We start from the raw sequence: 22,574 nt of genomic DNA on the forward strand, positions 1-22,574 counted from the left end.
ATCCGATTCATACAGGCGCTCATTCTAGCGCCGACGACCGCTGATGCGTACCCAGCCATTGCGGTTGGCGATGGGGTCCAGGTCGAAGTCCCGGGCATAGGCGGCGGCGACTTCTTCGCCCTGTTCGGCGAGGATCCCCGACAGCGCCAGGCGCCCACCCGGCCTGACCAGGCTCGACAGTTGCGGGGCCAGCGAGACCAGCGGCCCGGCCAGGATATTGGCGACCAGCACGTCGGCCTGCACCTGGGGCAAATCCTCGGGCAGGTACAGTGGGAATTTGCCTTCGGCAATGTTGTTGCGCCCGGCGTTATCGCGGGAGGCTTCCAGGGCCTGGACGTCGATATCGGTGCCGACGGCTTGCCTGGCGCCCAGCAGCAGCGCGGCGATGGCCAGGATCCCCGAGCCGCAACCGAAGTCCAGCACGTTGCAGTCTTGCAGGTCCTGGCCGTCGAGCCATTCCAGGCACAGGGCGGTGGTCGGGTGGGTGCCGGTGCCGAATGCCAGGCCCGGGTCCAGCAGCAGGTTGACCGCCTCAGGCTCGGGAGCGGCATGCCAGCTTGGCACGATCCACAGGCGTTGGCCGAAACGCATGGGCTGGAAGTTGTCCATCCAGCTGCGTTCCCAGTCCTGGTCTTCGATCACTTCGCTATGGTGCTCGGGCAGCGGGCTACCGGTCAGCAGTTCCATATGGGCAAACACGCTGCTGGCGTCGGTGCTGTCTTCAAACAGCGCCAGCAAATGGGTGTGGGACCACAGGGGTGTGGTGTTCAGCTCAGGCTCGAAAATCGGCTGGTCTTCGGCGTCCATGAAGGTCACCGACACGGCGCCTACTTCAAGGAACGCGTCTTCATAGGTTTCGGCTTGTTCTGGGCTGATGGCGAGACGGACTTGCAGCCAAGGCATGGCGGGCACCTTTGAAAAAATGAGTGTGCAGCGGGATGGGGCTGCGAAAGGGCGCAAGTTTACGCGAGCGGCGAGGATAAGACGACACCACTGACAGCACGGGAGCCAAATGTGGGAGCTGGCTTGCCTGCGATGGCGGGGTGTCAGCTTGCTCATCAGTGCCTGGCCCACCGCTATCGCAGGCAAGCCAGCTCCCACAGGGGGTTGTGGTGTTCTTGTGGGTCCATAAACGACAAAACCACCCGAAGGCGGTTTTGTAGGTGGAGCACGAACTTACTGGTTGGCCAGCTTGTGTTCCAGGTAGTGAATGTTCACCCCCCCTTCACAGAAGCCTTCATCACGAACCAGATCCCGATGCAGGGGGATGTTGGTCTTGATGCCGTCGACCACGATTTCGTCCAGGGCATTGCGCATACGGGCCATGGCCTCGTCGCGGGTGGCGCCCCAGGTGATCAGCTTGCCGATCAGCGAGTCGTAGTTGGACGGAACCTTGTAGCCGCTGTACAGGTGCGAATCCACACGTACGCCGTTGCCGCCGGGCGCATGGAAATGCTTGACCAGGCCAGGGCTTGGGATAAAGGTCTTCGGGTCTTCGGCGTTGATCCGGCACTCCAGGGAGTGGCCGTGCATCTTCACGTCGTCCTGGGTAAACGACAGCTTGTTGCCAGCGGCGATGCTGAGCATCTCCTTGACGATGTCGATACCGGTGACCATCTCCGACACCGGGTGCTCTACCTGCACACGAGTGTTCATCTCGATGAAGTAGAAGCGGCCGTTCTCGTAGAGGAACTCGAAGGTCCCGGCGCCACGGTAGTTGATGTCGATGCAGGCCTTGACGCAGCGTGCCAGGACTTCCTGGCGTGCCTTTTCATCCAGGCCCGGTGCCGGTGCTTCTTCCAGGACCTTCTGGTGACGGCGTTGCAGCGAGCAATCGCGGTCGCCCAGGTGGATGGCGTGGCCCTGGCCGTCGGACAGTACCTGGACTTCCACGTGACGTGGGTTGGTCAGGTATTTTTCCAGGTAGACCATCGGGTTGCCGAACCAGGCAGCCGCTTCGGAGCGCGTCTGCTTGGCGGCTTCGATCAGCTCTTCTTCCTTGTGCACCACGCGCATGCCGCGACCACCACCACCGCCGGCGGCCTTGATGATCACCGGGTAACCGACTTCGCGACCGATGCGCAGGGCGGTTTCCTCGTCTTCCGGCAGCGGGCCGTCGGAACCTGGTACGGTTGGCACGCCGGCGGCGATCATGGCGTCCTTGGCCGATACCTTGTCGCCCATCAGGCGAATGGTCTCGGCTTTCGGGCCGATGAAGGCGAAGCCGGATTTTTCCACCTGTTCGGCGAAATCGGCGTTTTCCGCGAGGAAGCCATAGCCAGGGTGGATGCCATCAGCGCCAGTCACTTCAGCCGCAGCGATGATGTTCGAGACCTTCAGGTACGAGTTCGTGGCCAGTGGCGGGCCGATGCAGATGCTTTCGTCCGCCAGTTTCACGTGCATCAGTTCGGTATCGGCCGTCGAGTAAACAGCGACGGTCTTGATGCCCTCTTCCTTACAGGCGCGCAGGATCCGCAGCGCGATCTCGCCGCGGTTGGCGATCAGGACTTTTTGCAGTTTCTTCGCAGGTTTCAACATCGAAGGCGCTCCGCGGTTCAAACGATGGTGAACAGCGGCTGGTCGTACTCAACCGGCTGACCGTTTTCTACCAGGATGGATTCGATGACGCCGGCTTTTTCGGCCGTGATGTGGTTCATCATTTTCATCGCTTCCACGATGCAGATGGTGTCGCCCACTTTCACGGTCTTGCCCACTTCAACGAAGGCTGGCGAGGTCGGTGCCGGGGTGCGGTAGAAGGTACCGACCATTGGCGACTTGACCACGAAACCGTTGAGCACTGGCGCGGCCGGTGCAGCAGGCGCTGCGGCAGCAGCAGGTGCGGCGACCGGAGCAGCAGCGGCAGGCGCCGGCGCTTGCATCTGTGGCGCGTAGAACTGTTGGGCCGGGGTTTTGCTGTGGCGGCTGATCCGTACGGACTCTTCGCCTTCCTTGATTTCCAGCTCGTCGATACCGGACTCTTCCAGCAGTTCGATCAGTTTCTTAACTTTACGGATATCCATGAATCATCAACTCCCAAGGGTCGGTCAGGGGCGTTTAGCCTGTTCTTCAATGTGTTCCAGGGCGGCCTCCAGGGCCAGTCGGTAACCGCTGGCGCCAAGGCCGCAGATCACTCCTACCGCTACGTCGGAGAAGTAAGAGTGATGGCGGAAAGCTTCGCGTTTATGCACGTTCGATAAATGCACTTCGATGAATGGGATGCTCACCGCCAGCAACGCGTCACGTAATGCAACGCTTGTGTGCGTAAAAGCGGCGGGATTGATCAGGATAAAGTCCACGCCTTCGCTGCGCGCGGCGTGAATGCGATCAATCAATTCATACTCGGCATTGCTTTGCAGGTAGAGCAGATGGTGGCCGGCTTCACGGGCCCGTCGCTCCAGATCGAGGTTGATCTGTTCGAGGGTGACTGCACCGTACACACCCGGTTCGCGGGTGCCGAGCAGGTTCAGGTTGGGTCCGTGCAGAACCAGTAAGGTCGCCATCGCTGTTCCTTGTTATTGGAGGTGGGTACGCCAGAACCCGGCGACTATGCCGCAAAGCCTTTGTGACTGTCCAGTTCTCTGCAATAGCCAGCACGATTAGCGAGGATTGCGCAAAGTATGTGACTGAGGTGCGCGATCCGGTCATTGATCGTTCCCACGCTCCGCGTGGGAATGCATCCAGTGACACTCTGTGTCACGACTTTAAGGCGGGACGCGGAGCGTCCGGGGCAGCATTCCCACGCGGAGCGTGGGAACGATCACGATCAGGCAACGATCAAGCACATGGGAGAGGGGGTCAGACGCGGAATGCCTGCACGGCGGTATTGAGCTGCCCGCCGAGCACCAGCAGATGCTCGCCCTGGCTGCGGCCCTGGCCAATGCGTAGCAGGTTGTCTTCGCCCAATTGGTGGATGCGCTCGCTGTTATCGCGGATTTCACTGACCGCGCCGCTCTGCTGGGCCGTTACGTCGGCGATACGGATGGCTGTGTCGGAGATGGTCTGGATCGCGCTGACGATTTCATCCAGCGCGCCGTCGGCCGCCTGGGCTTGCTGGGCGGTGGCTTCGGCGTGTTCGACCTGGGCGCGCATGCCGTCCACCGATTGTCGGGCGGCGGTTTGCAGGCCGGCGATCAGGGTCTGGATCTCGGCGGTGGCGCCGGCCGTGCGCTGGGCCAGGGAGCGTACTTCGTCGGCGACCACCGCAAACCCGCGCCCGGCTTCACCGGCGCGGGCGGCCTCGATGGCGGCGTTGAGCGCCAGCAGGTTGGTCTGGTCGGCAATCGAGCGGATCACCGTGAGCACGCTGCCAATGGTGGCGGACTCTTCGGCGAGTTTTTCGATCATCTGCGCATTGTCCTGCACTTCGCCCACCAGCGCGTGCAGGCCGGTCAGGCTCAAGCCGATCACCCGTTGGCCATGCTCCACGGCCTCGCCAGCACTGCGGCTGGCCCCGGCGGCCTGGCTGGCGTCGCCGGCGACCTGTTGGATGGTGGCTTCCAGTTCCCCCAGTGAATCGCGGATTTGCGCGGTGTCGCCGGCCTGGCGTTCGGCGCCGTCATGCAGGCCGCCACTCAGTTCGGCCAGGGCGCGGCTGCTGCCGGCCACTTCTTCTGCATTGGCGCGAATAGTGCCCACCAGGTTCACCAGGTAAGCCCGCAGGCGATTGAGCGAGGCTTCAATATCATGCAGTTCGCGGTTGGTCGCCCCCAGGGCGATCTGTTGGCTGAAGTCGCCCTCGGCCCAGGTCGACAAGGCCGGCGCCAGGCCGGTCAGCACCCGCGCCAGGCGCCGTTGCAGGGTGTCGATCAGCAGCGCGATCAGCAGGATCAGGCCGATCATCACGCCCTGGATCACCCGTACTTCGCCCTGGATCCGGGCGTGCTGGGCACGCACTTCGGGCTCCAGCGCGGCGATGGCTTGCTGCACGGTGTTGATTTTCAGATGAGTCGCGGCGGCCAGTTCGGTGCGTTTGTGGATTTGCTCGCGGGTCCGCGCAAGCTCTGCCGGGTAGCGCGTGAGCAGGCTGTTGAGCTCGCGCTTGAGGCCCACGCCGGTGTCCTCGGCCACCGTGGTCTGGCTGCTTTCCAGGCCCATCAAGGCGGAAAAGTCATCGCTGTTGGAGGCACTGCTGGCGGTCACGCCCAACAGCGGTAGCTGTTCAAGCACGTCCGCCTGGCTGCGGATAGTGGCCAGTTCACGCTCCACATCGTCGGCCAGTTCACTGCGCCCGCTGCTCACCAGTTTGTCCCGCGCCAGGGACAGTCGGCCCAGATGCTGCGAGGCGGCGAGCAGCGGCGGCAGATAACGCGCCGCGTCCAATGAATTGACGCCCATGGCGTACTGGCCCAGTTGCTCCAGATTGGCCCCCAGTTCCCGCTCGGCTTGCAGCAACAGGGCTTGTGGGTCACCGGCCAGTTTGCCGGCGGCCAGCAGGTCGGTCTTGCTGAAGCCGTCGAGGTCCAGCAGGCCGGGGCGCAACTGTTGGGTCAGCTCAGGCGGCAGCTCATCGAGGTGCTGGAGCAGGGTTTCCAGGCTCTGGCCGGCAGCGCTCAGGCGCAGGGCGTCGCCGCTGGCCAGGTAATCGTCGATATTGCGCGCGGTCTGGTTCTGGAAGGCCTGGGACAGGCCCAGGTAGCGCTCCATCAGCAGGTAGGGCCGCTCAAGGGCCCGTTGCGACCACCAGAGCGTAGCGCCCAGGGCCAGGCAAACGGCGACCAGCAGAAGGGTGTTCAGATTCGTCAGCAGCTTCAGGCGCATGCGTGGTTTCAACCAACGGCGGAAGGATAGTTGCCTGAAGTTATTGCGCTTTGGTTACAAGGTTATGACGGAGTCAGTGGCGTCCGGTGAAAAGATGGCACTTTGCTTTGATGCACGCGCAGCGTGTACGCGATTGCGCCCGGCGTCCTTGGCGCGGTACAGCGCTTCGTCGGCCTGGGCCGCCATCATCAGGCTGTCGGAACCGCCGCACAGCTCGACCACGCCGGCGCTGAAGGTGCACCACAAATCCTGGGGCTGGGCCGGGTAATGGATTTCGGCAAAGCGCCCGCGGATTTCGTCGAGCACTTTGCAGGCGGCGTCCAGGTCGGTGTCGGGCATGACAATGGCGAACTCTTCGCCGCCGTAGCGGCCGATGTAGTCGGTCTTGCGCAGGCGCTGCTTGAGAAACAGCGCCAGGCTCTTGATCACGCGGTCGCCCATGGGGTGGCCGTGGCTGTCGTTGACCCGCTTGAAGTGGTCAATGTCGAGCATGGCAAAGCTCAGCGGCTTGTTCTCGCGGCGCGAGCGGAAGCTGCAATCTTCCAGCAGTTGCAGGATATGGGTGTGGTTGTACAGGCCGGTCAGGCTGTCGCGCACCATCCGCGCCTTGAGATGGCGGGCGCGGGCGGCACGGTTGCGCACGGTGGTAATCAGGTGGCGCGGCTTGATCGGCTTGGTGAGGAAGTCGTCGCCGCCTTCGCTCATGGCGTCCAGTTGTTTATCCAGGTCGTCCTCGGCCGACAGGTAGATGATCGGCACGCTGACATAGCGGTCATTGTGGCGGATCACCTTGGCCAGCTCGGTGCCGGTGCAGGCCGGCATATACATGTCGAGGATGATCAGGTCGGGCTGGAAGTCCGCCAGTTCGGCCATGGCCTGGATCGGCTCGATCAGGGTGCGGGTGACGATCCCGGCACTGTTGAGCAGGCGCTCGGTGTGCATGGCCTGGGCGCGGGAGTCGTCGATGATCAGTACTTTATAAGGCTCGTACTGGGCGACGCAGGTCAGCACTTCGATTTTTTCCAGCAGGCTCGAGGCTTCCAGGGTGCCGGTCAAAAACTCCTGGCCACCGGCGCGCACGGCGGCCAGGCGGGTCGGGGTGTCGGTTTCGTGCAGGCTGAAGAACAGCAGCGGCAGTTTCTGTTCCAGGCCTTCCTGGGCTTCGGCGGCCAGCTTCAGGCCCAGCCCGGCGCCGCAGAAGTCCACATCCATCACAATCGCCGCCGGCAGGCGGTCGGCCATGACGTCGCGGAAGGCGGCCACACTTTCCAGGGATTGCGCGCTCAGGCCAAAGAATTCCAACTGCTTGGCCAGGCGTTCGGCGCGGTCGTGATCGGCCAGCATGACGTAGATGGGCTTGCGCATCGGCGGCAGGAACGTCTGGTCCAGTTGGTCGCCCTGGCGCAGGCCGGTGCGCGACAGGCGCTGCATCAGGCGGTTGAGGTCGGTGATCAGGTGGCTGCTCAGGCGGCCGCGGTTTTCGTCCACGGCTTTAAGCGACTCGATGATGTGCCGGGCCAGCTGGCCATGCTCGGGTTGTTCAAAACGCTCGGCAAACCGTAGCAGGCGCAGATTGGCCTCGCTGAGTTCGCTCAATTCGGCGTTCGACCATTCGCTGCGCTGCAAACGCTGCCAGATCTCAAGAATTTGACGCGCCTGATGAATTACCCGCTGGGCAAAGTGCTGCTTGAGACGCTCACGGCTTGGGTCTTCTGGCTCGGTCATATCCTGACTACTAGGTAAGGGTGCATGCTGAGGTCGACTGGTGGCTCTATGCTAGCACCTCTTTTCATTCGCACGCGTGTCATACGTCAATTAACTGCACTGTCCAAAGGATTCATTTGCTGACCGTTAGGTCGCGTAGGCGCATCAGCGCCCATCCTTTATAGTTGAGTGCCAGCTTTGCGCCACCTTGATGAAAAGCCCCGCACCGACGGGCACGATGGGGTAGGGTTGTGGTCGTAGCTATTGAACTCAAGTGACTGAAAGGATATCCGCCATGCTGGACTGGAAAAACCGTGCAGGCAGCGCCCCAGGCCCAAGCCCTGCGCCCACGTCGGCCTCCCGCAGCTATTTTCGTAATCTGCTGATGAGCCGGGCCCTGCTGACCCTGGTTGTGATTTACCTGTTGGTCACCGGTGGCCTGGGTTGGTATTGGAGCCAGGAGCCGGCCTTGTTCCCGGTCCAGCAAAACGCACAACTGGCCGCCGAAAAAGACGGCAAGCAAATGGTGATCGGCTTTACCACCGTCGAAACCGTCAAGACCGTGGTGGGCACCCTGCTCAACAAGCCTGGGGGCTACATTTCCAACGACCGCTTCCCGCCTGGGTTGTGGATGGACAACATGCCCAGTTGGGAATATGGCGTGCTGGTGCAGGTGCGTGACCTGACCCGCGCCCTGCGCAAGGACTTCGCCCGCTCGCAATCGCAATCGGCCGAAGATGCCGACCTGGCCAAGGCCGAGCCGCGCTTCAACTTCGATAACAAGAGCTGGGTGCTGCCTTCCAGCGAATCGGAGTACCAGGAAGGCATCAACTCCCTGAGCCGCTATCAGGCACGCCTGTCCGACCCCAATCAAAAGGGCGCCCTGTTTTATGCCCGCGCCGATAACCTGAACAACTGGCTGGGCGATGTCGCCACCCGCCTGGGTTCGTTGTCGCAGCGCCTGTCGGCCAGCGTCGGCCGGGTCAAGCTCAACACCGCGCTGAAAACCGAAGCGCTGGCGCCGGGCGAAGTGCCGCAGGTCGATGAGGAAGTGGTGGAAACCCCATGGATGCAGATCGACAACGTGTTCTACGAAGCCCGCGGCCAGGCGTGGGCCCTGTCCCACCTGTTGCGCGCCATCGAAGTCGACTTTGCCGACGTGCTGGCCAAGAAAAACGCCACCGTCAGCGTGCGCCAGATCATTCGTGAGCTGGAGGCCTCCCAGGAAACCCTGTGGAGCCCGATGATCCTCAATGGCAGCGGCTACGGCGTATTGGCCAACCACTCGCTGGTAATGGCCAACTACATCTCCCGTGCCAACGCGGCAGTGATCGACTTGCGTCAACTGCTGAACCAGGGTTGAGCCATGGTCGATAGCGCCAAGGAGGTCGCGCACCGCGCGGCCTCGGATGCCGAGCACATTGCCTGGGTCGACGAGCAGGACAACCTGCTCGGCGCCCTGGTGCGTGCCGACCTGCGCGAGCGTGGGCTGATCGGGCGCGGCACCTACATCATGCTGTTCAACTCAAAGGGTGAGCTGTGCGTGCATCGGCGCACCCTGAGCAAAGCCATCTATCCCGGTTACTGGGACGTGGCGGCGGGCGGCATGGTGGCGGCGGGCGAGACCTACGAGCAGTCGGCCGCCCGTGAGCTGGCAGAAGAGTTGGGCGTCAGCGGCGTGGAACTGACCGCCCACGACCACTTCTTTTTCGAGGACACGGGCAACCGGCTCTGGTGCTCGGCGTTCTCGGCGGTCTGGGACGGGCCGCTGCAGCTGCAGCCCGAAGAGGTGCTGGAGGCGCGTTTTATGCCCATCGAGGCGGTGCTGGAGGATATCGAGCAAAAGTCCTATTGCCCTGACTCCCTGGCCGCCTTAAAACGCTATCTGGCGGCGCGTCGCTAAAGTTGCATAAATTGGCGCCATTTGGCTCTTAGCAAGTAGGCTTTTTGCCGTTACACTGCGCGACTTTTCAAGCCGAACCGCCTTGGCGGCTCGGTAGCGCTGCCCCTGCCTGAGTGGGGCTTCGCGGTCGGTGATCCCGTTGACGGGCACTGATCAGTCTTCATCCTCCCAAGAGGATTGCCGGTGGCCAAAAAAGCCGCATCCTTCGCCGCCCTTGGTGGCCTGGTGTTTTCCACCGACGCAGGTCGGCATTGCCCGGACTGTCGCCAGCCCGTGGACGCCTGTACCTGCAAACAGACCCTGATTCCCGAAGGTGACGGTATTGCCCGCGTACGCCGCGAGAGCAAGGGCCGTGGCGGCAAGACGGTGACCACCATCACCGGCGTGCCCCTGGCGGCCGAGCCACTCAAGGAGTTGGCCACCGTGCTGAAAAAGCGCTGTGGCACCGGTGGCGCCCTGAAAGACGGGATCATCGAAATCCAGGGCGACCACGTCGAGTTGCTGTTGGCCGAGTTGATCAAGCTCGGTTACAAGGCGAAGAAGTCCGGCGGCTAGCAGCCTCTGTGAAACCCGCACCGACGAGCGCGCTCGTCGTCTCCATGGTTTCACAGAGCCTGTTCCTGACCGGTGTCTAAACTCTGTCCTGCAAGGGGGGTCTACCTCTCTCACAGGCAAATCGTCATTTTCACTCTTTAGACTGCGCCAGCCTCTGACTTGGGTGGCGCTCTTCGACTTTATATAGGGGACTTCGATGTCCGTACGACGCACACGCAAAGACGATGGCAGCCAATGGACAGTTGCGGACAGCCGCAGTGTTTACGGGATTCGCCATTGGGGGGCCGGGTATTTCGCGATCAATGATGCCGGTCGCGTTGAAGTCCGTCCGAACGGCCCGAACAGTTCGCCCATCGATTTGTACGAGCAAGTGGACGAGCTGCGCAAAAGCGGCCTGTCCCTGCCCCTGCTGGTGCGCTTCCCGGATATCCTGCAAGACCGCGTGCGCCAGCTGACCGGTGCCTTCGACGCGAACATCGAACGCCTGGAATACCAGAGCAAATACACCGCGTTGTACCCGATCAAGGTCAACCAGCAGGAAGCGGTGATCGAGAACATCATCGCCACCCAGGACGTGTCCATCGGCCTGGAGGCCGGCTCCAAGCCTGAGCTGTTGGCTGTGCTGGCCCTGGCGCCGAAAGGCGGCACCATCGTCTGCAACGGTTACAAGGACCGTGAGTTCATCCGCCTGGCGCTGATGGGCCAGAAGCTGGGCCACAACGTGTTTATCGTGATCGAGAAAGAGTCCGAAGTGGGCCTGGTGATCGAAGAAGCCGCCAACCTCAAGGTCAAGCCCCAGGTCGGCCTGCGGGTGCGCCTGTCGTCCCTGGCGTCGAGCAAGTGGGCCGACACCGGTGGCGAGAAGTCCAAGTTCGGCCTGTCGGCAGCGCAGTTGTTGTCGGTGGTCGAGCGCTTCCGCGCTGCGGGCCTGGACCAGGGCATCCGCCTGCTGCACTTTCATATGGGCTCGCAGATCGCCAACCTGGCGGACTACCAGCACGGGTTCAAGGAAGCCATCCGCTACTACGGCGAACTGCGCAGCCTCGGCCTGCCGGTGGACCACATCGACGTTGGCGGCGGCCTGGGCGTGGACTACGACGGCACCCACTCACGCAATGCCAGCTCGATCAACTACGACATGGATGACTACGCCGGCGTCGTGGTGGGCATGCTCAAGGAATTCTGCGACGCGCAGAACCTGCCGCACCCCAACATCTTCTCCGAAAGCGGCCGCTCCCTGACCGCCCACCACGCCATGCTGGTGGTGCAGGTGACCGACGTCGAGAAACACAACGACGACGTGCCGGTGATCGAGAACAAGGAAAGCCTGCCGGAAACCGTGCAATGGCTGGTCGACCTGCTGGGCCCGACCGACATTGAAATGGTCACCGAAACCTACTGGCGCGCCACCCACTACATGAGCGACGTGGCCGCGCAGTACGCCGACGGCAAGCTGACCCTCGCGGAAAAGGCCCTGGCCGAACAATGCTACTTCGCCGTGTGTCGCCGCCTGCACAACTCGCTCAAGGCCCGCCAGCGCTCGCACCGCCAGGTGCTGGACGAGCTCAACGACAAGCTGGCCGACAAGTACATCTGCAACTTCTCGGTCTTCCAGAGCCTGCCGGACACCTGGGCCATCGGCCAGGTCCTGCCGATCCTGCCGCTGCATCGCCTCGACGAAGAGCCGATGCGCCGTGCGGTACTGCAAGACCTGACCTGCGACTCCGACGGCAAGATCAAGCAATACGTCGACGAGCAAAGCATCGAGACCAGCCTGCCGGTGCACGGTTTGAACGAGGGCGAAGACTACCTGCTGGGGATCTTCCTGGTGGGCGCCTACCAGGAAATCCTCGGGGACATGCACAACCTGTTCGGTGACACCGACTCGGTGAACATCTACCAGCGCGCAGACGGTTCGGTGTACAGCGCCGGGATCGAGACCCACGACACCATCGAAGACATGCTGCGCTACGTGCACTTGTCGCCGGAGGAGTTGATGACCCACTACCGCGACAAGTGCGCCAGCGCGAAGATCACAGCGTCGGAGCGTACCCAGTTCCTGGATGCGTTGCGCCTGGGGCTGACGCGTTCGTCTTACCTGTCTTCCTGAGCCACGGGCTTATCCGATGCGCGGCGCTTCATCCACGTCATACCGGTCGCGCAACGGAACGCCCATTTCGGCACGCAGGGCGTTCTCCGTGAGGGGGGCGGGGTTTTTGCTGTTCATCGGGTTGTCAGGGTCGTTTTCAGCATCGAATTGGGTGGCTGCCGTGGGAAGTCCAACGGCTTGATATTCCCTGTTTTCGACTTGAGCCGGCTCTCCGAACTGGAAGATGGGGATCCCATCTGTACCTATTACATCACCGCTGCCGGGTATTAACGTTCCGGTACCGCCATCGTAGGCATGAGCGAGTTCATGTTGGAACGCGATCTCAGGTGGCGTGGCAAAATCCTTATCAAAAAAAACGGGATTGGCGCCGATCCTGGAGTGAGCCGAAACTGAGCCCGGTTGGTTATTTCTTATAAAGCCAAATTCTGATGGATATGGATCGTTTTGAAGCTCTTTGACCGATAAGTTTTCTACGTGGTCAATATGCGGCTCGTATTCAAAATCACCCTCGGCGACGGTGATGGGCGCGCGCGTGCCGTCGACGAATTGATCCATCTTTTTTAGCATTTTCTGGCCGACGGGGGAGCTTCTTAGGCGATCTACAATGTCTTCCATCTGTTCGATAAATTCGGGTGTGCCTTCTATTTTCAAACCTTTCTTACCGCTCTCGGCATATTCCAAATGGGTGACTTTGGCTGCCATTGGATTGTTGATTTTGTCTTTGGGTTTTGCATAGATTTTATCGTTTTTATTATAGGAGTGAATGGTGTCTTTCCCATCACCGCTATAGAAAGTAGTCTGGTTATAACCAGAAAGTATGTCATTTCCTCGTCCTCCGTTTAACACAACAGTGCCAGGGCCCGCATGTAGCAGGTCGTTACCCTGGTCGCCATTGAGGTATAGCACTCTATTGTCGGGCCCGGCACCGACATACAGGCGATCGTTGCCTTTGCCGCCGGACATGACCGCATTGCCGCTGCCTGCAATCATGATGTCATCGCCGTCCCCGCCCAATGCGGCGGTATTGCCACGCCCCAGGATGATCTGATCGTCGCCTTTGCCACCCTTTACCGTGGTTGTGTTTCCTTCTGCATGAATTACATCATTGCCGTCCCCGCCGTCGATGTGCAGTTCTATGTTGACACGCTTATCAATGGAAATATGGTCGTTACCGCCTCCGGTCATGATATTCAAGGAGTGCGATTTATTATCTGCCGAGAGCGGAAGCTTGTAGTCTTTTCCGTTGACGGAGGCGACAAGATTGTTGTTTTGATCCACGCTGATATGAACTTTGTCCGAGCGGTAAGTTGTGCTGAGTTGTACTTGGTGGCGCGTGTTGAGGGTGTTGGAAAGTGGGTCTCTTTCTTTGATGGGTTTAAACAGTATTTTGACATTGCCATCATCCGCCAACACTTTTTCATAAGGGTTTCTGGGCGCTCCAGCATTGGGGGTGTTAGACAGGGACGCAGTGGGGTGTCCAGCAGCAGGTGTCGAAGTCGCGGATGTTTTAATAAACATGGTTGTTGGCCTACTTGAGAGTGGGGAGTTAACACACTGGTTGTGTGGTTCCCGTCTCTGGAAAGCGCTAAGGCACTTTGTAAGCCATGGTTGCTGATTTTTGCACGCAGGGCCCAGCGTTTTGGACCGTGCTCCTTCAGTTAGCGCCCAGCCATAGCCCCTGCCGATTCAGCCGCCAGGCAATCGCCCACAACGTCAAGCTGCGCACTGCCATAAACAGCAGGAACGTTATCCACAACCCGTGGTTCCCCAGCCCCTGCAACGCCCAGGCAAGCGGCAGCATAATCAGCACCGTCAGCAACATGCCGTTGCGCATCTCCCGCGCACGGGTCGCGCCGATAAACAAACCGTCCAACAGATAACTCCACACCGCAATCAACGGCAGTACCGCCAGGTATGGCAGGTAGATATCGGCGGTTTCGCGCACGCTGGGGATATCGGTCTGCATGGCGATAAACAAGTGGCCGGCGAAGGTAAACAACAGCACAAACCCGAGGCTGGCGATCAGCGACCAGCCGCAGGCGACCACCAACGAGCGACGCAAGGCCTGGCGGTCATGGGCGCCAATGGCGTGGCCGCACAACGCTTCCACCGCGTGGGCCAGGCCATCCAGGGCATGGGCGGTCAGCAATAGCCCATTGAGCAGTAGCGCATTGGCGGCGACGGTGGCATCGCCCAACCGCGCGCCTTGCACGGTGATCATGAAAAACACCGACTGCAGCGCCAGGCTGCGGATAAAGATGTCGCGGTTGACCGCCAGCAGCGCGCGCCAGCTGTGCCAGACCTTGAGCGCCGCCCAGGCGATGTGCCCGGGGTAGGCGCGCAAGGCTTTTTGCGTGAGGGCCAGGCCAAGCAGGGCGCCGGTCCATTCGGCAATCACCGAGGCCCGCGCCGAGCCGACCACGCCCCAGTCCAGGCCCAGCACAAACCACAGGTTCAGGGCGATATTCACCAGGTTAGTGGTCAACAGAATCGCCAGCGGCGCCCGGGCGTTTTGCGTGCCCAGGAACCAGCCCACCAAGGCATAGGTAGCCAGGGCGGCAGGCAGGCCGAACAGCCGGGTGTGGAAGAATTCGCGGGTCAGTTGATTCAACTCGGCCGAGGGCTGCATCCACTCCAGCGCCAAGTGGCTCAAGGGAATGCCCACCGTGCCCAGCACCATCGCCAACCCCAGCGCCAGCAACAAGCCTTGCAACAGGATTTGCCGCAGCGCCGCGCCATCATTGCGCCCCGCGGCCTGGGCGGCAAAGCCGGTGGTGCCCATGCGCAGAAACCCCATGGCCCAGGCCAGGAAGGTATACAGGCTGGCCCCCACGGCCACGGCGCCCAGTTGATGGGCGTGGGGCAGGTGGCCGATGACCATGCTGTCCACCAGGGCCACCAGCGGCACCGAGATATTCGACAGAATCATCGGCGCGGCCAGGGCCCAGACACGGCGATGGGTGGGGCGGTGGCGCCAGTCGGTGAGTAAGGTGGACATGGGGGCTCCTTGGGGGAGGAGCATTGTACCCATGCATTGGCAGTACAGCAGATTGGATAGGGGGGCTGGTTATGCTAGCTGAAAAACAGCCAGCGTGATCCCAGGCGCAGTCTTGTGAGGGGGCTTGTGCCCCAGCCCTAACCGATGAGTGGGGGCTCTTCTTCCGCGTATCGATCGCGTAGCGGTACGCCCATTTCTTCACGCAGGGCGTTTTCCGTGAACGGCGACGTGTTGGTTGTTGTGGGCGGTGTCGAGGGATCGTTGTCGAAGTCGAAGGGTCGGGTTTTGGTTGGAAGACCGACAGCTTGATACTCTGCGTTCTTCACCCTGAGCTGTGCGCCCTGGAACATGACCGGCTTGCCTTCTTTATCAAAGATCGGCTTATCGCCGGCTATGCCTTTGCCCTCGGCAAAGACGATGGCATGAATTGTTTCATGGTCCATGGCGATTAAGGGGGATGTGTCAAAGGCCTTCGTGAAATGCTCTGGAAGAAAGCCGATTACGCCATCTACGGCTTTTGATCCGGCGACGCCATTTGTTATATGGCCGTATTCAGGCAGAAATTCATGCTCAGGAAGCCGGCTGGCGCGTGGGATCTCTCCAACCGAATTAGATTGGCTGTAAGTGTTCGCCTCAAACAGCGGGGATCTACTTATGGTGACGTAGGTGCCATTTTTTTCGGCAAGGCGGTCCATTTCCTGCAGTACTTTCTGCCCGACCGGCGATCCCCTGAGTTGTTCAAGGTAATCCTCTGTTTGTTCAGTGAACTCTGGAGTGCCTTCTATTTTCAGGCCTTTTTTACCCGCGTTGCTGTTGTATTCAACATGGGTGGTGTTTACCTGTGCGGGTTTGTGGATCGTGTCGGTTTTTTTAGCGTAGATCCGATCCTGAGCATCATAGGAATGGACTGTATCCTGGCCCGCGCCGGTATAGAAAGTAGTCTGACGATAACCTACGTGCTTATCGTTGCCGGGGCCGCCGTTCAAGATGGTTTTGCCGGTCCCGGCATAGAGTTCGTCGTTACCCTGGCCGCCATTGAGGTAAACCTGGCGTAGGTTGGTCTTCGGTGCGGGATAGTCGGCGTATAACTTGTCGTTGCCTTTTTGACCCAGCATCGTGGAGTTACCGGTGCCTGCGATCATGATGTCGTCGCCATCTCCGCCCAAGGCAACCATATGGCCGGTGCCCAGGCGTATGTAATCGTTGCCTTTGCCTCCTAATACGCTGCCGGTTCGTCCATTGGCCTCGATATAGTCATCACCGTCGCCACCGTCTATGTGCATTTCGATGTTGATGTTCTTGTCTACGGTAATACGGTCATTACCTCCTTGGGTCTGGATTCTCAGCGAGTGCACATTATTGTTTGCAGTCAGTGGTAGTTTGTAGTCTTTGCCATTTATACGTGCATTGAGTTGTTGGTCTGCCCCTATCGTGATGTTGATAGTGTCAGCCCGATCTGCCGTGGTAATCAGGACTCTGCTGGCATTCGGGACCAGCTTGCCTTGAGGGTCGGTTTTATAATCTGATAGATGTTGGATATTGGCGTTGCCATCATCGACTAAAGGCGTGAGGTAGCGTAGGCCTTCTTGTATTTTAGGCGTGTTGGCAGCTGGAGGGGGGGTGGGCGGTGTTGATGGGCTCGGGAGTATATTCATTTACAGATCTACCTTGTTATGAGGACCACTGTTTAACCTCGCAGGTTTAAAGACTCTGTGGTTTTTAATCCGAAAAAAAGCTGCATGTGTTTGTAACTAATCGAGAGCGAGGAGTTGGTTGTCCGGGATCAGCGAGCGGGTTTATTGGATTTTGAAGGTAGGAGTCGGTAAGCAGGCTCCTACCTTGTTGATCGCGTTTATCCCGGGGGATGCAAGCACTCGATAGAGCGGTCGACCGTGGTCTTGGCGATCTCCAGCAAATGCCACACCGCCAGCACCTTGGCCCGTTCGGCACCGGGCAAGTGTTCACCACAGTCGAGCGCAGTGGCCGAGGCGCTGTTCAGCAGGCTGGCGGTGTAGAGCAGGGAGTCTTCAAAACTCAGTTCTTCGCTGATGGAGTGGAAGCCCTGGGTCGGTAGATAGTGGCTGAGGGCGCGATTGAAGGCGGCGCGGTCGTTGAGCAGGTCGCAGGGTGGGTCGGGGACAATTTTATTCATGGCTTAGCTCCGAATTTGATTCTGAAGCCGAACCTGTCGCGACTAACGAAGGTGGCGGCTGTACGCAGGTTAGTCGACCGGCCAAAATCGGAAACTCCGGCGCACCCGAAGGCGCCCTGCGCACAGCCACCATAAAACTACATGGACCATGCGCCGAATTTGGAGTCGGGCGACTAAACCCGATCACTGATAAGCAGTGACGGACCGCTGACTAGTCACCGATTCCAACAGGCACAAGGCGCCAAGGATTGTCTAGGAAACGTCCTGCAATTTAAAGCGACACGCCTTGCTGGCCCTTTACAAACCATGACCAAATGCCAGCCCGACAAGCCAGCTCCCATAGGGAGTTTTCTGCGCTTTTGAGGTGATCGAGAACCAAACCACCCTCCGTCGGTCAATGTGATCGCCACCATAACCCGCTTCACTGGCACTGATATATAGTTCACCCCTCAGACACCCCGACAACGAGTGCCCCATGCTTAACAAAGGATTGTTCCTGGCCTGTGCGCTGGCCCTGCTGAGCGCCTGCGATTCTTCCGACAAACCAGCAGCTCCCGCGGCCCCTGCGGCAGCGGTGACGGCGCCGGCCAAGGCCGTGGTGGATGTGGCGACGCTCAAGCAGCGTTATGCCGGCCGTGAGTTAAGCGTGGTGGATGTATCCGAAGTGCAACTGGATGGCGCCAGCACCTTGTCGGTGAGTTTTTCGATCCCGCTGGACCCGGACCAGAAGTTCGCTGACAAGCTGCACCTGGTGGACAGCAAATCCGGCAAGGTCGACGGTGCCTGGGAGCTTTCCGACAACCTGATGGAACTGCGCCTGCGCCACCTGGAGCCCCAGCGCAAGTTGGTGCTGACTGTGGACGCCGGCCTGCGCGGCGTCAATGACGCCAAGCTCGCCGCCGAGTACATTGCGCGCCTGGAAACCCGCGACCTGCAAGCCACCGTCGGTTTCGCCAGCCGTGGCACCCTGTTGCCCACCCGCCTGGCCGAAGGTTTGCCGGTGATCGCGCTGAATGTCGACAAGATCGACGTTGAGTTCTTCCGTATCAAGCCCGAATCGCTGCCGGCCTTCCTCGCTCAATGGGGCCGTAACACCAGCCTGCAAAGCTATGAATCCCGCGAACTGCTGCCCATGGCCGACCTGGTGTACGGCGGCCGTTTCGACCTCAATCCTGCGCGCAACACCCGCGAAACCCTGCTGCTGCCCATCGCCGGTCTCAAGCAACTGCAACAGCCGGGCGTGTACCTGGCGGTGATGCGTGCTTCGGGCACCTACAACTATTCGCAACCGGCCACGCTGTTTACCCTCAGTGATATCGGCCTGTCGGTACACCGTTATGCCAACCGCCTGGATGTGTTTACCCAGGCGCTGGAAGGCGGCAAGGCGCTGGATGGCGTCGAGCTGGAAATCCTCGATGCCGAAGGCCGTGTGCTGGGCCAGGGCAAGACCGAGAAGGGCGGCCACGCCGAACTGCCGCTGCCGAAAAAGGCCCAGGTATTGCTGGCCAAGCAGGGCGAGCAAACCAGCCTGTTGCGCCTCGACAGCGCGGCGCTGGACCTGGCCGAGTTCGATATCGGCGGCCAGCCTGCGCACCCGCTGCAATTCTTCGTGTTCGGCCCGCGCGACCTGTACCGCCCGGGCGAAACCGTGCTGCTCAACGCCCTGCTGCGCGACAAGGACGGCAATGCCGTCAAGCCGCAACCGGTGAGTGTCGAAGTGCGCCGCCCGGATGAACAGGTCAGCCGCAAATTTGTATGGGAGGCCGATGCCTCTGGCCTCTATCAATACCCGTTGCAGTTGGCCGGCGAAGCGCCGACCGGGCGCTGGCAACTGGTGTTCGACCTGGGTGACGGCAGGCCGCAACTGTACGAATTCCTCGTCGAAGACTTCCTGCCCGAGCGCCTGGCCCTGGAGCTCAAGGGCAGCGATACGCCCTTGAGCCCGGCGGACAACGCCGTTATCCAGGTCAACGGCCGCTACCTCTATGGCGCCCCGGCGGCGGGTAATCGCCTGAGCGGGCAAGTGTATGTGCGCCCGCTGCGCGAGGCGGTCAAAGCCCTGCCAGGCTATGAGTTTGGCTCGGTAACGGAAGAAGAACTGAGCCAGGATTTTGAGCTGGACGAAAGCGTGCTCGATGCCCAGGGCCAGGAAAAACTGACCCTGGAAAGCAAGTGGAGCGAGGCCAAGTCGCCATTGCAACTGATCGTGCAGGCCAGCCTGCAAGAGTCCGGCGGGCGCCCGATCACCCGGCGCCTGGTGCAACCGGTCTGGCCGGCCGAGCAACTGCCCGGCCTGCGCGGCCTGTTCGAGGGCAAGGAAACCGATGGCGATGGCCCCGCGGAATTCGAGGTGCTGCTGGCCAACCAGGACGGTCAGAAACTCGCGGCCGACAACCTCAAGGTGCGCCTGATCCGCGAGCGCCGCGACTACTACTGGAACTACTCGGACAACGACGGCTGGAGCTATCACTACAACGAGAAATTCCTCAACCTCGATGAGCAGACTGTCAACATCAAGGCCGGCGACACGGCCAAGGTCAGCTTCCAGGTGGAGTGGGGCCCGTACCGCGTTGAAGTCGAAGACCCGCAGACCGGGCTGATCAGCAGCAAGCGTTTCTGGGCCGGCTACCAGGCTCAGGACAACACCGAAGGCGGCGCCGTGCGCCCGGACCAGGTCAAGCTGGCGCTGGACAAACCGGCGTATGGCGATGGCGACACGGCCAACGTCACCGTCACCCCACCGGCGGCCGGTAAAGGCTACCTATTGGTGGAGTCCAGCGAAGGCCCGTTGTGGTGGCAAGAGATCGAGGTGCCGGCCGAAGGCAAGAGCTTTGCGGTGAAGCTCAACCCGAAATGGTCGCGCCATGATCTGTATGTGAGTGCGCTGGTGATCCGTCCCGGCGAGCGCAAGGCCAATATCACCCCCAAACGCGCAGTGGGCTTGCTGCATCTGCCGTTGGACCGTACTCAGCGCAAGCTGGGCCTGACCCTGACGGCGCCGGAAAAAATGCGCCCCAAGCAGCCACTGACGGTCAAGGTCGCGGCAAAAAATGCCGATGGCAGCGTGCCCAAACAGGTGCATGTGCTGGTGGCGGCGGTGGACGTGGGCATCCTCAACATCACCGAATACCCGACGCCGGATCCGTACGCCAGCCTGTTCGGTCGCAAGGCCTACGGGGTGGACCAGTTCGATATCTACGGGCAGTTGATCGAAGCCGGCCAGGGGCGCCTGGCCAGCCTGGCCTTTGGCGGTGACGCGGCGCTGGCCAAGGGCGGCAAGCGCCCGGACACCAGCGTCACCATCGTCGCCCTGCAAAGCGCGCCGGTGACCTTGAACGACCAGGGCGAGGGCGAAGTCAGCGTGAATATCCCCGACTTCAACGGCGAGTTGCGCCTGATGGCCCAGGCCTGGAGCGATGACCGCTACGGCATGGCCGAAGCCAAGACCGTGATCGCCGCGCCGTTGATTGCCGAGCTGTCGGCCCCGCGCTTCCTCGCGGGCGGCGACCAGACGCGCCTGGCGCTGGACCTGTCCAACCTGTCGGGCAAGGCACAGAAGTTGGATGTGCAACTGACTGCCGAAGGCCAGCTGACCCTGCTGGGCGAGCCATCGCAAAGCGTGCAACTGACCCAGGGCCAGCGCACCACCTTGCAGATTCCGGTGCGCGCACTGGGCGGTTTTGGCCAGGGCAAGCTCAAGGTCACGGTCAATGGCCTGGACCTGCCGGGCGAGAACCTGCCGGCGTTTACCCGCGAATGGACTTTGGGCGTGCGCCCGGCTTATCCGGCGCTGCTCAAGCAATACCGCGCGGTGCTCAAGGACGAAGCCTGGAGCCTGCCGGACAGCGAGCTGGCACTGTTTGAACCGGCCGGGCGTGAGGCGCTGTTGAGCCTGTCGAGCCGCCCGCCGTTGAACCTGGGCGAGCAGATTCGTGCGCTCAAGGCCTACCCGTATGGCTGCCTGGAACAAACCGCCAGCGGCCTGTACCCATCCCTTTATGCCGATGCCGCCGTACTGACGCGCCTGGGCCTGACCGGCGAGCCGGATGCCGAGCGCAAGCGCAAGATCGAACTGGGTATCGAGCGCCTGCTGGGTATGCAGCGCTATAACGGCAGCTTTGGCTTGTGGGGCGCCGATGGCGATGAGGAATACTGGCTGACGGCCTATGTCACCGACTTCCTGCTACGCGCCCGCGACCAGGGGTTTGCCGTACCGCCCGAGGCGCTGAAAAAGGCCAGCGAACGCCTGCTGCGTTATGTGCAGGAGCGCAACCTGATCGAGGTCGACTACAGCGACAATGCCGACCACACGCGTTTTGCCGTACAGGCCTATGCCGGCCTGGTGCTGGCGCGCACCCAACAGGCCCCGCTGGGCGCGTTGCGCAGCCTGTTTGAACGCCGCAGCGATGCGCGTTCCGGTCTGCCCCTGGTGCAGTTGGCGATTGCCTTGCAGAAGATGGGCGACCAGCCACGTGCCGACCAGGCATTGCTGGCCGGTCTGGCGGTGCGCCGCAAAGCCAATGAATGGCTGGCCGACTACGGCAGCCCGCTGCGCGACCAGGCGATGATCCTGGCCCTGCTGGAAGAAAACGACCTGGCCAAGGGCAAGCGTGAAGAGCGCCTGTTCGAGCTGTCGGATCAGATGGCGGCCAGCCCATGGCTGTCGACCCAGGAGCGCAACTCGCTGTTCCTCGCCGGGCGTGGCTTGCTGGGCAAGCCGGAAACCAACTGGACTGCGCAACTGCACAGCGGCGGCGAAACCCGTGAGCTGAACAATGGCCAGTCCGGCCTGAAGCTGGAAGGTCCGTTGCTGGCTTCACCGCTGACCCTGCGCAACCCGGGCAGCGAGCCGATCTACCAGCAATTGAGCATCTCCGGTTATCCACAGCACGCCCCGGTAGCGGGCGGCGAAAACCTGAGCATTCGCCGCGAGTACCTGGGGATGAATGGCCAACCGCTGAACCTGCAAAGCCTACGCAGCGGCGACCTGGTGCTGGTGCACATTGCCGTCAGCGCCAACAAGCAACGGGTGCCGGATGCCCTGGTGGTGGACCTGTTGCCGGCCGGCCTGGAGCTGGAAAACCAGAACCTGGGGCAAAGCGCCGCCAGCCTGGAAAACGCCAGCAGCCAGGTCAAGGAATGGCGCGAGTCGATGCAGAATGCGTCGATCAAGCATCAGGAATACCGCGATGATCGCTATGTGGCCGCGCTGAACCTGGATGGCTATGGCACCACGCACCTGCTGTACCTGGCCCGCGCGGTCACGCCGGGGACTTATCGCGTACCGCCGCCGCAAGTGGAGTCGATGTACCGGCCGAACTGGCAGGCAGTGGGGGAGACCCCGGCCGATATGGTGATCAAGGGCCGTTAAGCCCAACCCCTGTAGGAACTGGCG

15 protein-coding genes are annotated in these 22,574 nt (G+C 61.2%); 5 read left to right on the forward strand and 10 right to left on the reverse strand.

What is annotated here, in order from left to right:
• Positions 1-24 precede the first annotated feature (24 nt).
• The 6 genes from prmA to AC07W7_RS14315 all read right to left on the reverse strand — a co-directional run bounded on the left by prmA (position 25) and on the right by AC07W7_RS14315 (position 7,482).
• The gene (prmA, locus tag AC07W7_RS14290; RefSeq protein WP_495039534.1) at positions 25-903 is read right to left on the reverse strand and encodes a 50S ribosomal protein L11 methyltransferase; all 879 of its coding nucleotides are present in this window, start codon (positions 901-903) and stop codon (positions 25-27) included.
• A 273-nt stretch (positions 904-1,176) separates the two neighbouring features.
• Positions 1,177-2,538: an acetyl-CoA carboxylase biotin carboxylase subunit gene (gene accC / locus AC07W7_RS14295; RefSeq protein WP_076961500.1), complete on the reverse strand. Its 1,362-nt coding sequence runs from the start codon at positions 2,536-2,538 to the stop codon at positions 1,177-1,179.
• Positions 2,539-2,555: 17 nt separating this feature from the next.
• On the reverse strand, positions 2,556-3,020 hold the full coding sequence (gene accB / locus AC07W7_RS14300) for an acetyl-CoA carboxylase biotin carboxyl carrier protein (protein ID WP_076961499.1): 465 nt from the start codon (positions 3,018-3,020) through the stop codon (positions 2,556-2,558).
• Between the two features lie 24 nt (positions 3,021-3,044).
• On the reverse strand, positions 3,045-3,500 hold the full coding sequence (aroQ, locus tag AC07W7_RS14305) for a type II 3-dehydroquinate dehydratase (RefSeq protein ID WP_057437567.1): 456 nt from the start codon (positions 3,498-3,500) through the stop codon (positions 3,045-3,047).
• Positions 3,501-3,795: 295 nt separating this feature from the next.
• On the reverse strand, positions 3,796-5,757 hold the full coding sequence (locus AC07W7_RS14310; RefSeq protein WP_495039535.1) for a methyl-accepting chemotaxis protein: 1,962 nt from the start codon (positions 5,755-5,757) through the stop codon (positions 3,796-3,798).
• 54 nt (positions 5,758-5,811) lie between these two features.
• Entirely contained in the window at positions 5,812-7,482 is a 1,671-nt protein-coding gene (locus AC07W7_RS14315) for a diguanylate cyclase (protein WP_495039536.1), read from the reverse strand.
• A 274-nt stretch (positions 7,483-7,756) separates the two neighbouring features.
• On the opposite strand from AC07W7_RS14315, the gene AC07W7_RS14320 reads away from it, so the two are divergent.
• From AC07W7_RS14320 to speA, 4 genes are all read left to right on the forward strand, one after another.
• Entirely contained in the window at positions 7,757-8,824 is a 1,068-nt protein-coding gene (locus AC07W7_RS14320) for a DUF2333 family protein (RefSeq protein WP_495039537.1), read from the forward strand.
• Between the two features lie 3 nt (positions 8,825-8,827).
• A complete protein-coding gene (locus AC07W7_RS14325; protein ID WP_076961495.1) occupies positions 8,828-9,364 on the forward strand; it encodes an NUDIX hydrolase in 537 nt (178 codons plus the stop codon).
• A 183-nt stretch (positions 9,365-9,547) separates the two neighbouring features.
• Complete coding sequence (locus AC07W7_RS14330) at positions 9,548-9,919, forward strand: translation initiation factor Sui1 (protein ID WP_029297635.1); 372 nt, start codon at positions 9,548-9,550, stop codon at positions 9,917-9,919.
• A 196-nt stretch (positions 9,920-10,115) separates the two neighbouring features.
• Positions 10,116-12,029, forward strand: a complete 1,914-nt coding sequence (gene speA / locus AC07W7_RS14335) for an arginine decarboxylase (RefSeq protein ID WP_495039538.1) — start codon at positions 10,116-10,118, stop codon at positions 12,027-12,029.
• A gap of 9 nt (positions 12,030-12,038) precedes the next feature.
• Here the strand turns inward: speA and AC07W7_RS14340 are convergent, their stop codons facing one another.
• From AC07W7_RS14340 to AC07W7_RS14355, 4 genes are all read right to left on the reverse strand, one after another.
• Positions 12,039-13,547: a M91 family zinc metallopeptidase gene (locus AC07W7_RS14340; protein ID WP_495039539.1), complete on the reverse strand. Its 1,509-nt coding sequence runs from the start codon at positions 13,545-13,547 to the stop codon at positions 12,039-12,041.
• Between the two features lie 136 nt (positions 13,548-13,683).
• Positions 13,684-15,027: an MATE family efflux transporter gene (locus tag AC07W7_RS14345; RefSeq protein ID WP_495039540.1), complete on the reverse strand. Its 1,344-nt coding sequence runs from the start codon at positions 15,025-15,027 to the stop codon at positions 13,684-13,686.
• 137 nt (positions 15,028-15,164) lie between these two features.
• A complete protein-coding gene (locus tag AC07W7_RS14350) occupies positions 15,165-16,682 on the reverse strand; it encodes a M91 family zinc metallopeptidase (RefSeq protein ID WP_495039541.1) in 1,518 nt (505 codons plus the stop codon).
• A 197-nt stretch (positions 16,683-16,879) separates the two neighbouring features.
• Complete coding sequence (locus tag AC07W7_RS14355; RefSeq protein WP_076961491.1) at positions 16,880-17,179, reverse strand: DUF6124 family protein; 300 nt, start codon at positions 17,177-17,179, stop codon at positions 16,880-16,882.
• Positions 17,180-17,654: 475 nt separating this feature from the next.
• On the opposite strand from AC07W7_RS14355, the gene AC07W7_RS14360 reads away from it, so the two are divergent.
• Positions 17,655-22,550 carry an alpha-2-macroglobulin family protein gene (locus AC07W7_RS14360; RefSeq protein ID WP_495039542.1) on the forward strand — a complete coding sequence of 1,632 codons (4,896 nt, stop codon included), beginning with the start codon at positions 17,655-17,657 and terminating at the stop codon, positions 22,548-22,550.
• The last annotated feature ends 24 nt before the right edge of the window (positions 22,551-22,574 follow it).

Source organism: Pseudomonas sp. GW821-FHT01D09 (assembly GCF_059422465.1).

Excerpts from the sequence above, each read along its gene's own strand:
- prmA (WP_495039534.1), bottom strand. The coding sequence starts at position 903 with ATGCCTTGGCTGCAAGTCCGTCTCGCCATCAGCCCAGAACAAGCCGAA.
- accC (WP_076961500.1), bottom strand. The coding sequence starts at position 2,538 with ATGTTGAAACCTGCGAAGAAACTGCAAAAAGTCCTGATCGCCAACCGC.
- accB (WP_076961499.1), bottom strand. The coding sequence starts at position 3,020 with ATGGATATCCGTAAAGTTAAGAAACTGATCGAACTGCTGGAAGAGTCC.
- aroQ (WP_057437567.1), bottom strand. The coding sequence starts at position 3,500 with ATGGCGACCTTACTGGTTCTGCACGGACCCAACCTGAACCTGCTCGGC.
- AC07W7_RS14310 (WP_495039535.1), bottom strand. The coding sequence starts at position 5,757 with ATGCGCCTGAAGCTGCTGACGAATCTGAACACCCTTCTGCTGGTCGCC.
- AC07W7_RS14315 (WP_495039536.1), bottom strand. The coding sequence starts at position 7,482 with ATGACCGAGCCAGAAGACCCAAGCCGTGAGCGTCTCAAGCAGCACTTT.
- AC07W7_RS14320 (WP_495039537.1), top strand. The coding sequence starts at position 7,757 with ATGCTGGACTGGAAAAACCGTGCAGGCAGCGCCCCAGGCCCAAGCCCT.
- AC07W7_RS14325 (WP_076961495.1), top strand. The coding sequence starts at position 8,828 with ATGGTCGATAGCGCCAAGGAGGTCGCGCACCGCGCGGCCTCGGATGCC.
- speA (WP_495039538.1), top strand. The coding sequence starts at position 10,116 with ATGTCCGTACGACGCACACGCAAAGACGATGGCAGCCAATGGACAGTT.
- AC07W7_RS14340 (WP_495039539.1), bottom strand. The coding sequence starts at position 13,547 with ATGTTTATTAAAACATCCGCGACTTCGACACCTGCTGCTGGACACCCC.
- AC07W7_RS14345 (WP_495039540.1), bottom strand. The coding sequence starts at position 15,027 with ATGTCCACCTTACTCACCGACTGGCGCCACCGCCCCACCCATCGCCGT.
- AC07W7_RS14350 (WP_495039541.1), bottom strand. The coding sequence starts at position 16,682 with ATGAATATACTCCCGAGCCCATCAACACCGCCCACCCCCCCTCCAGCT.
- AC07W7_RS14355 (WP_076961491.1), bottom strand. The coding sequence starts at position 17,179 with ATGAATAAAATTGTCCCCGACCCACCCTGCGACCTGCTCAACGACCGC.
- AC07W7_RS14360 (WP_495039542.1), top strand. The coding sequence starts at position 17,655 with ATGCTTAACAAAGGATTGTTCCTGGCCTGTGCGCTGGCCCTGCTGAGC.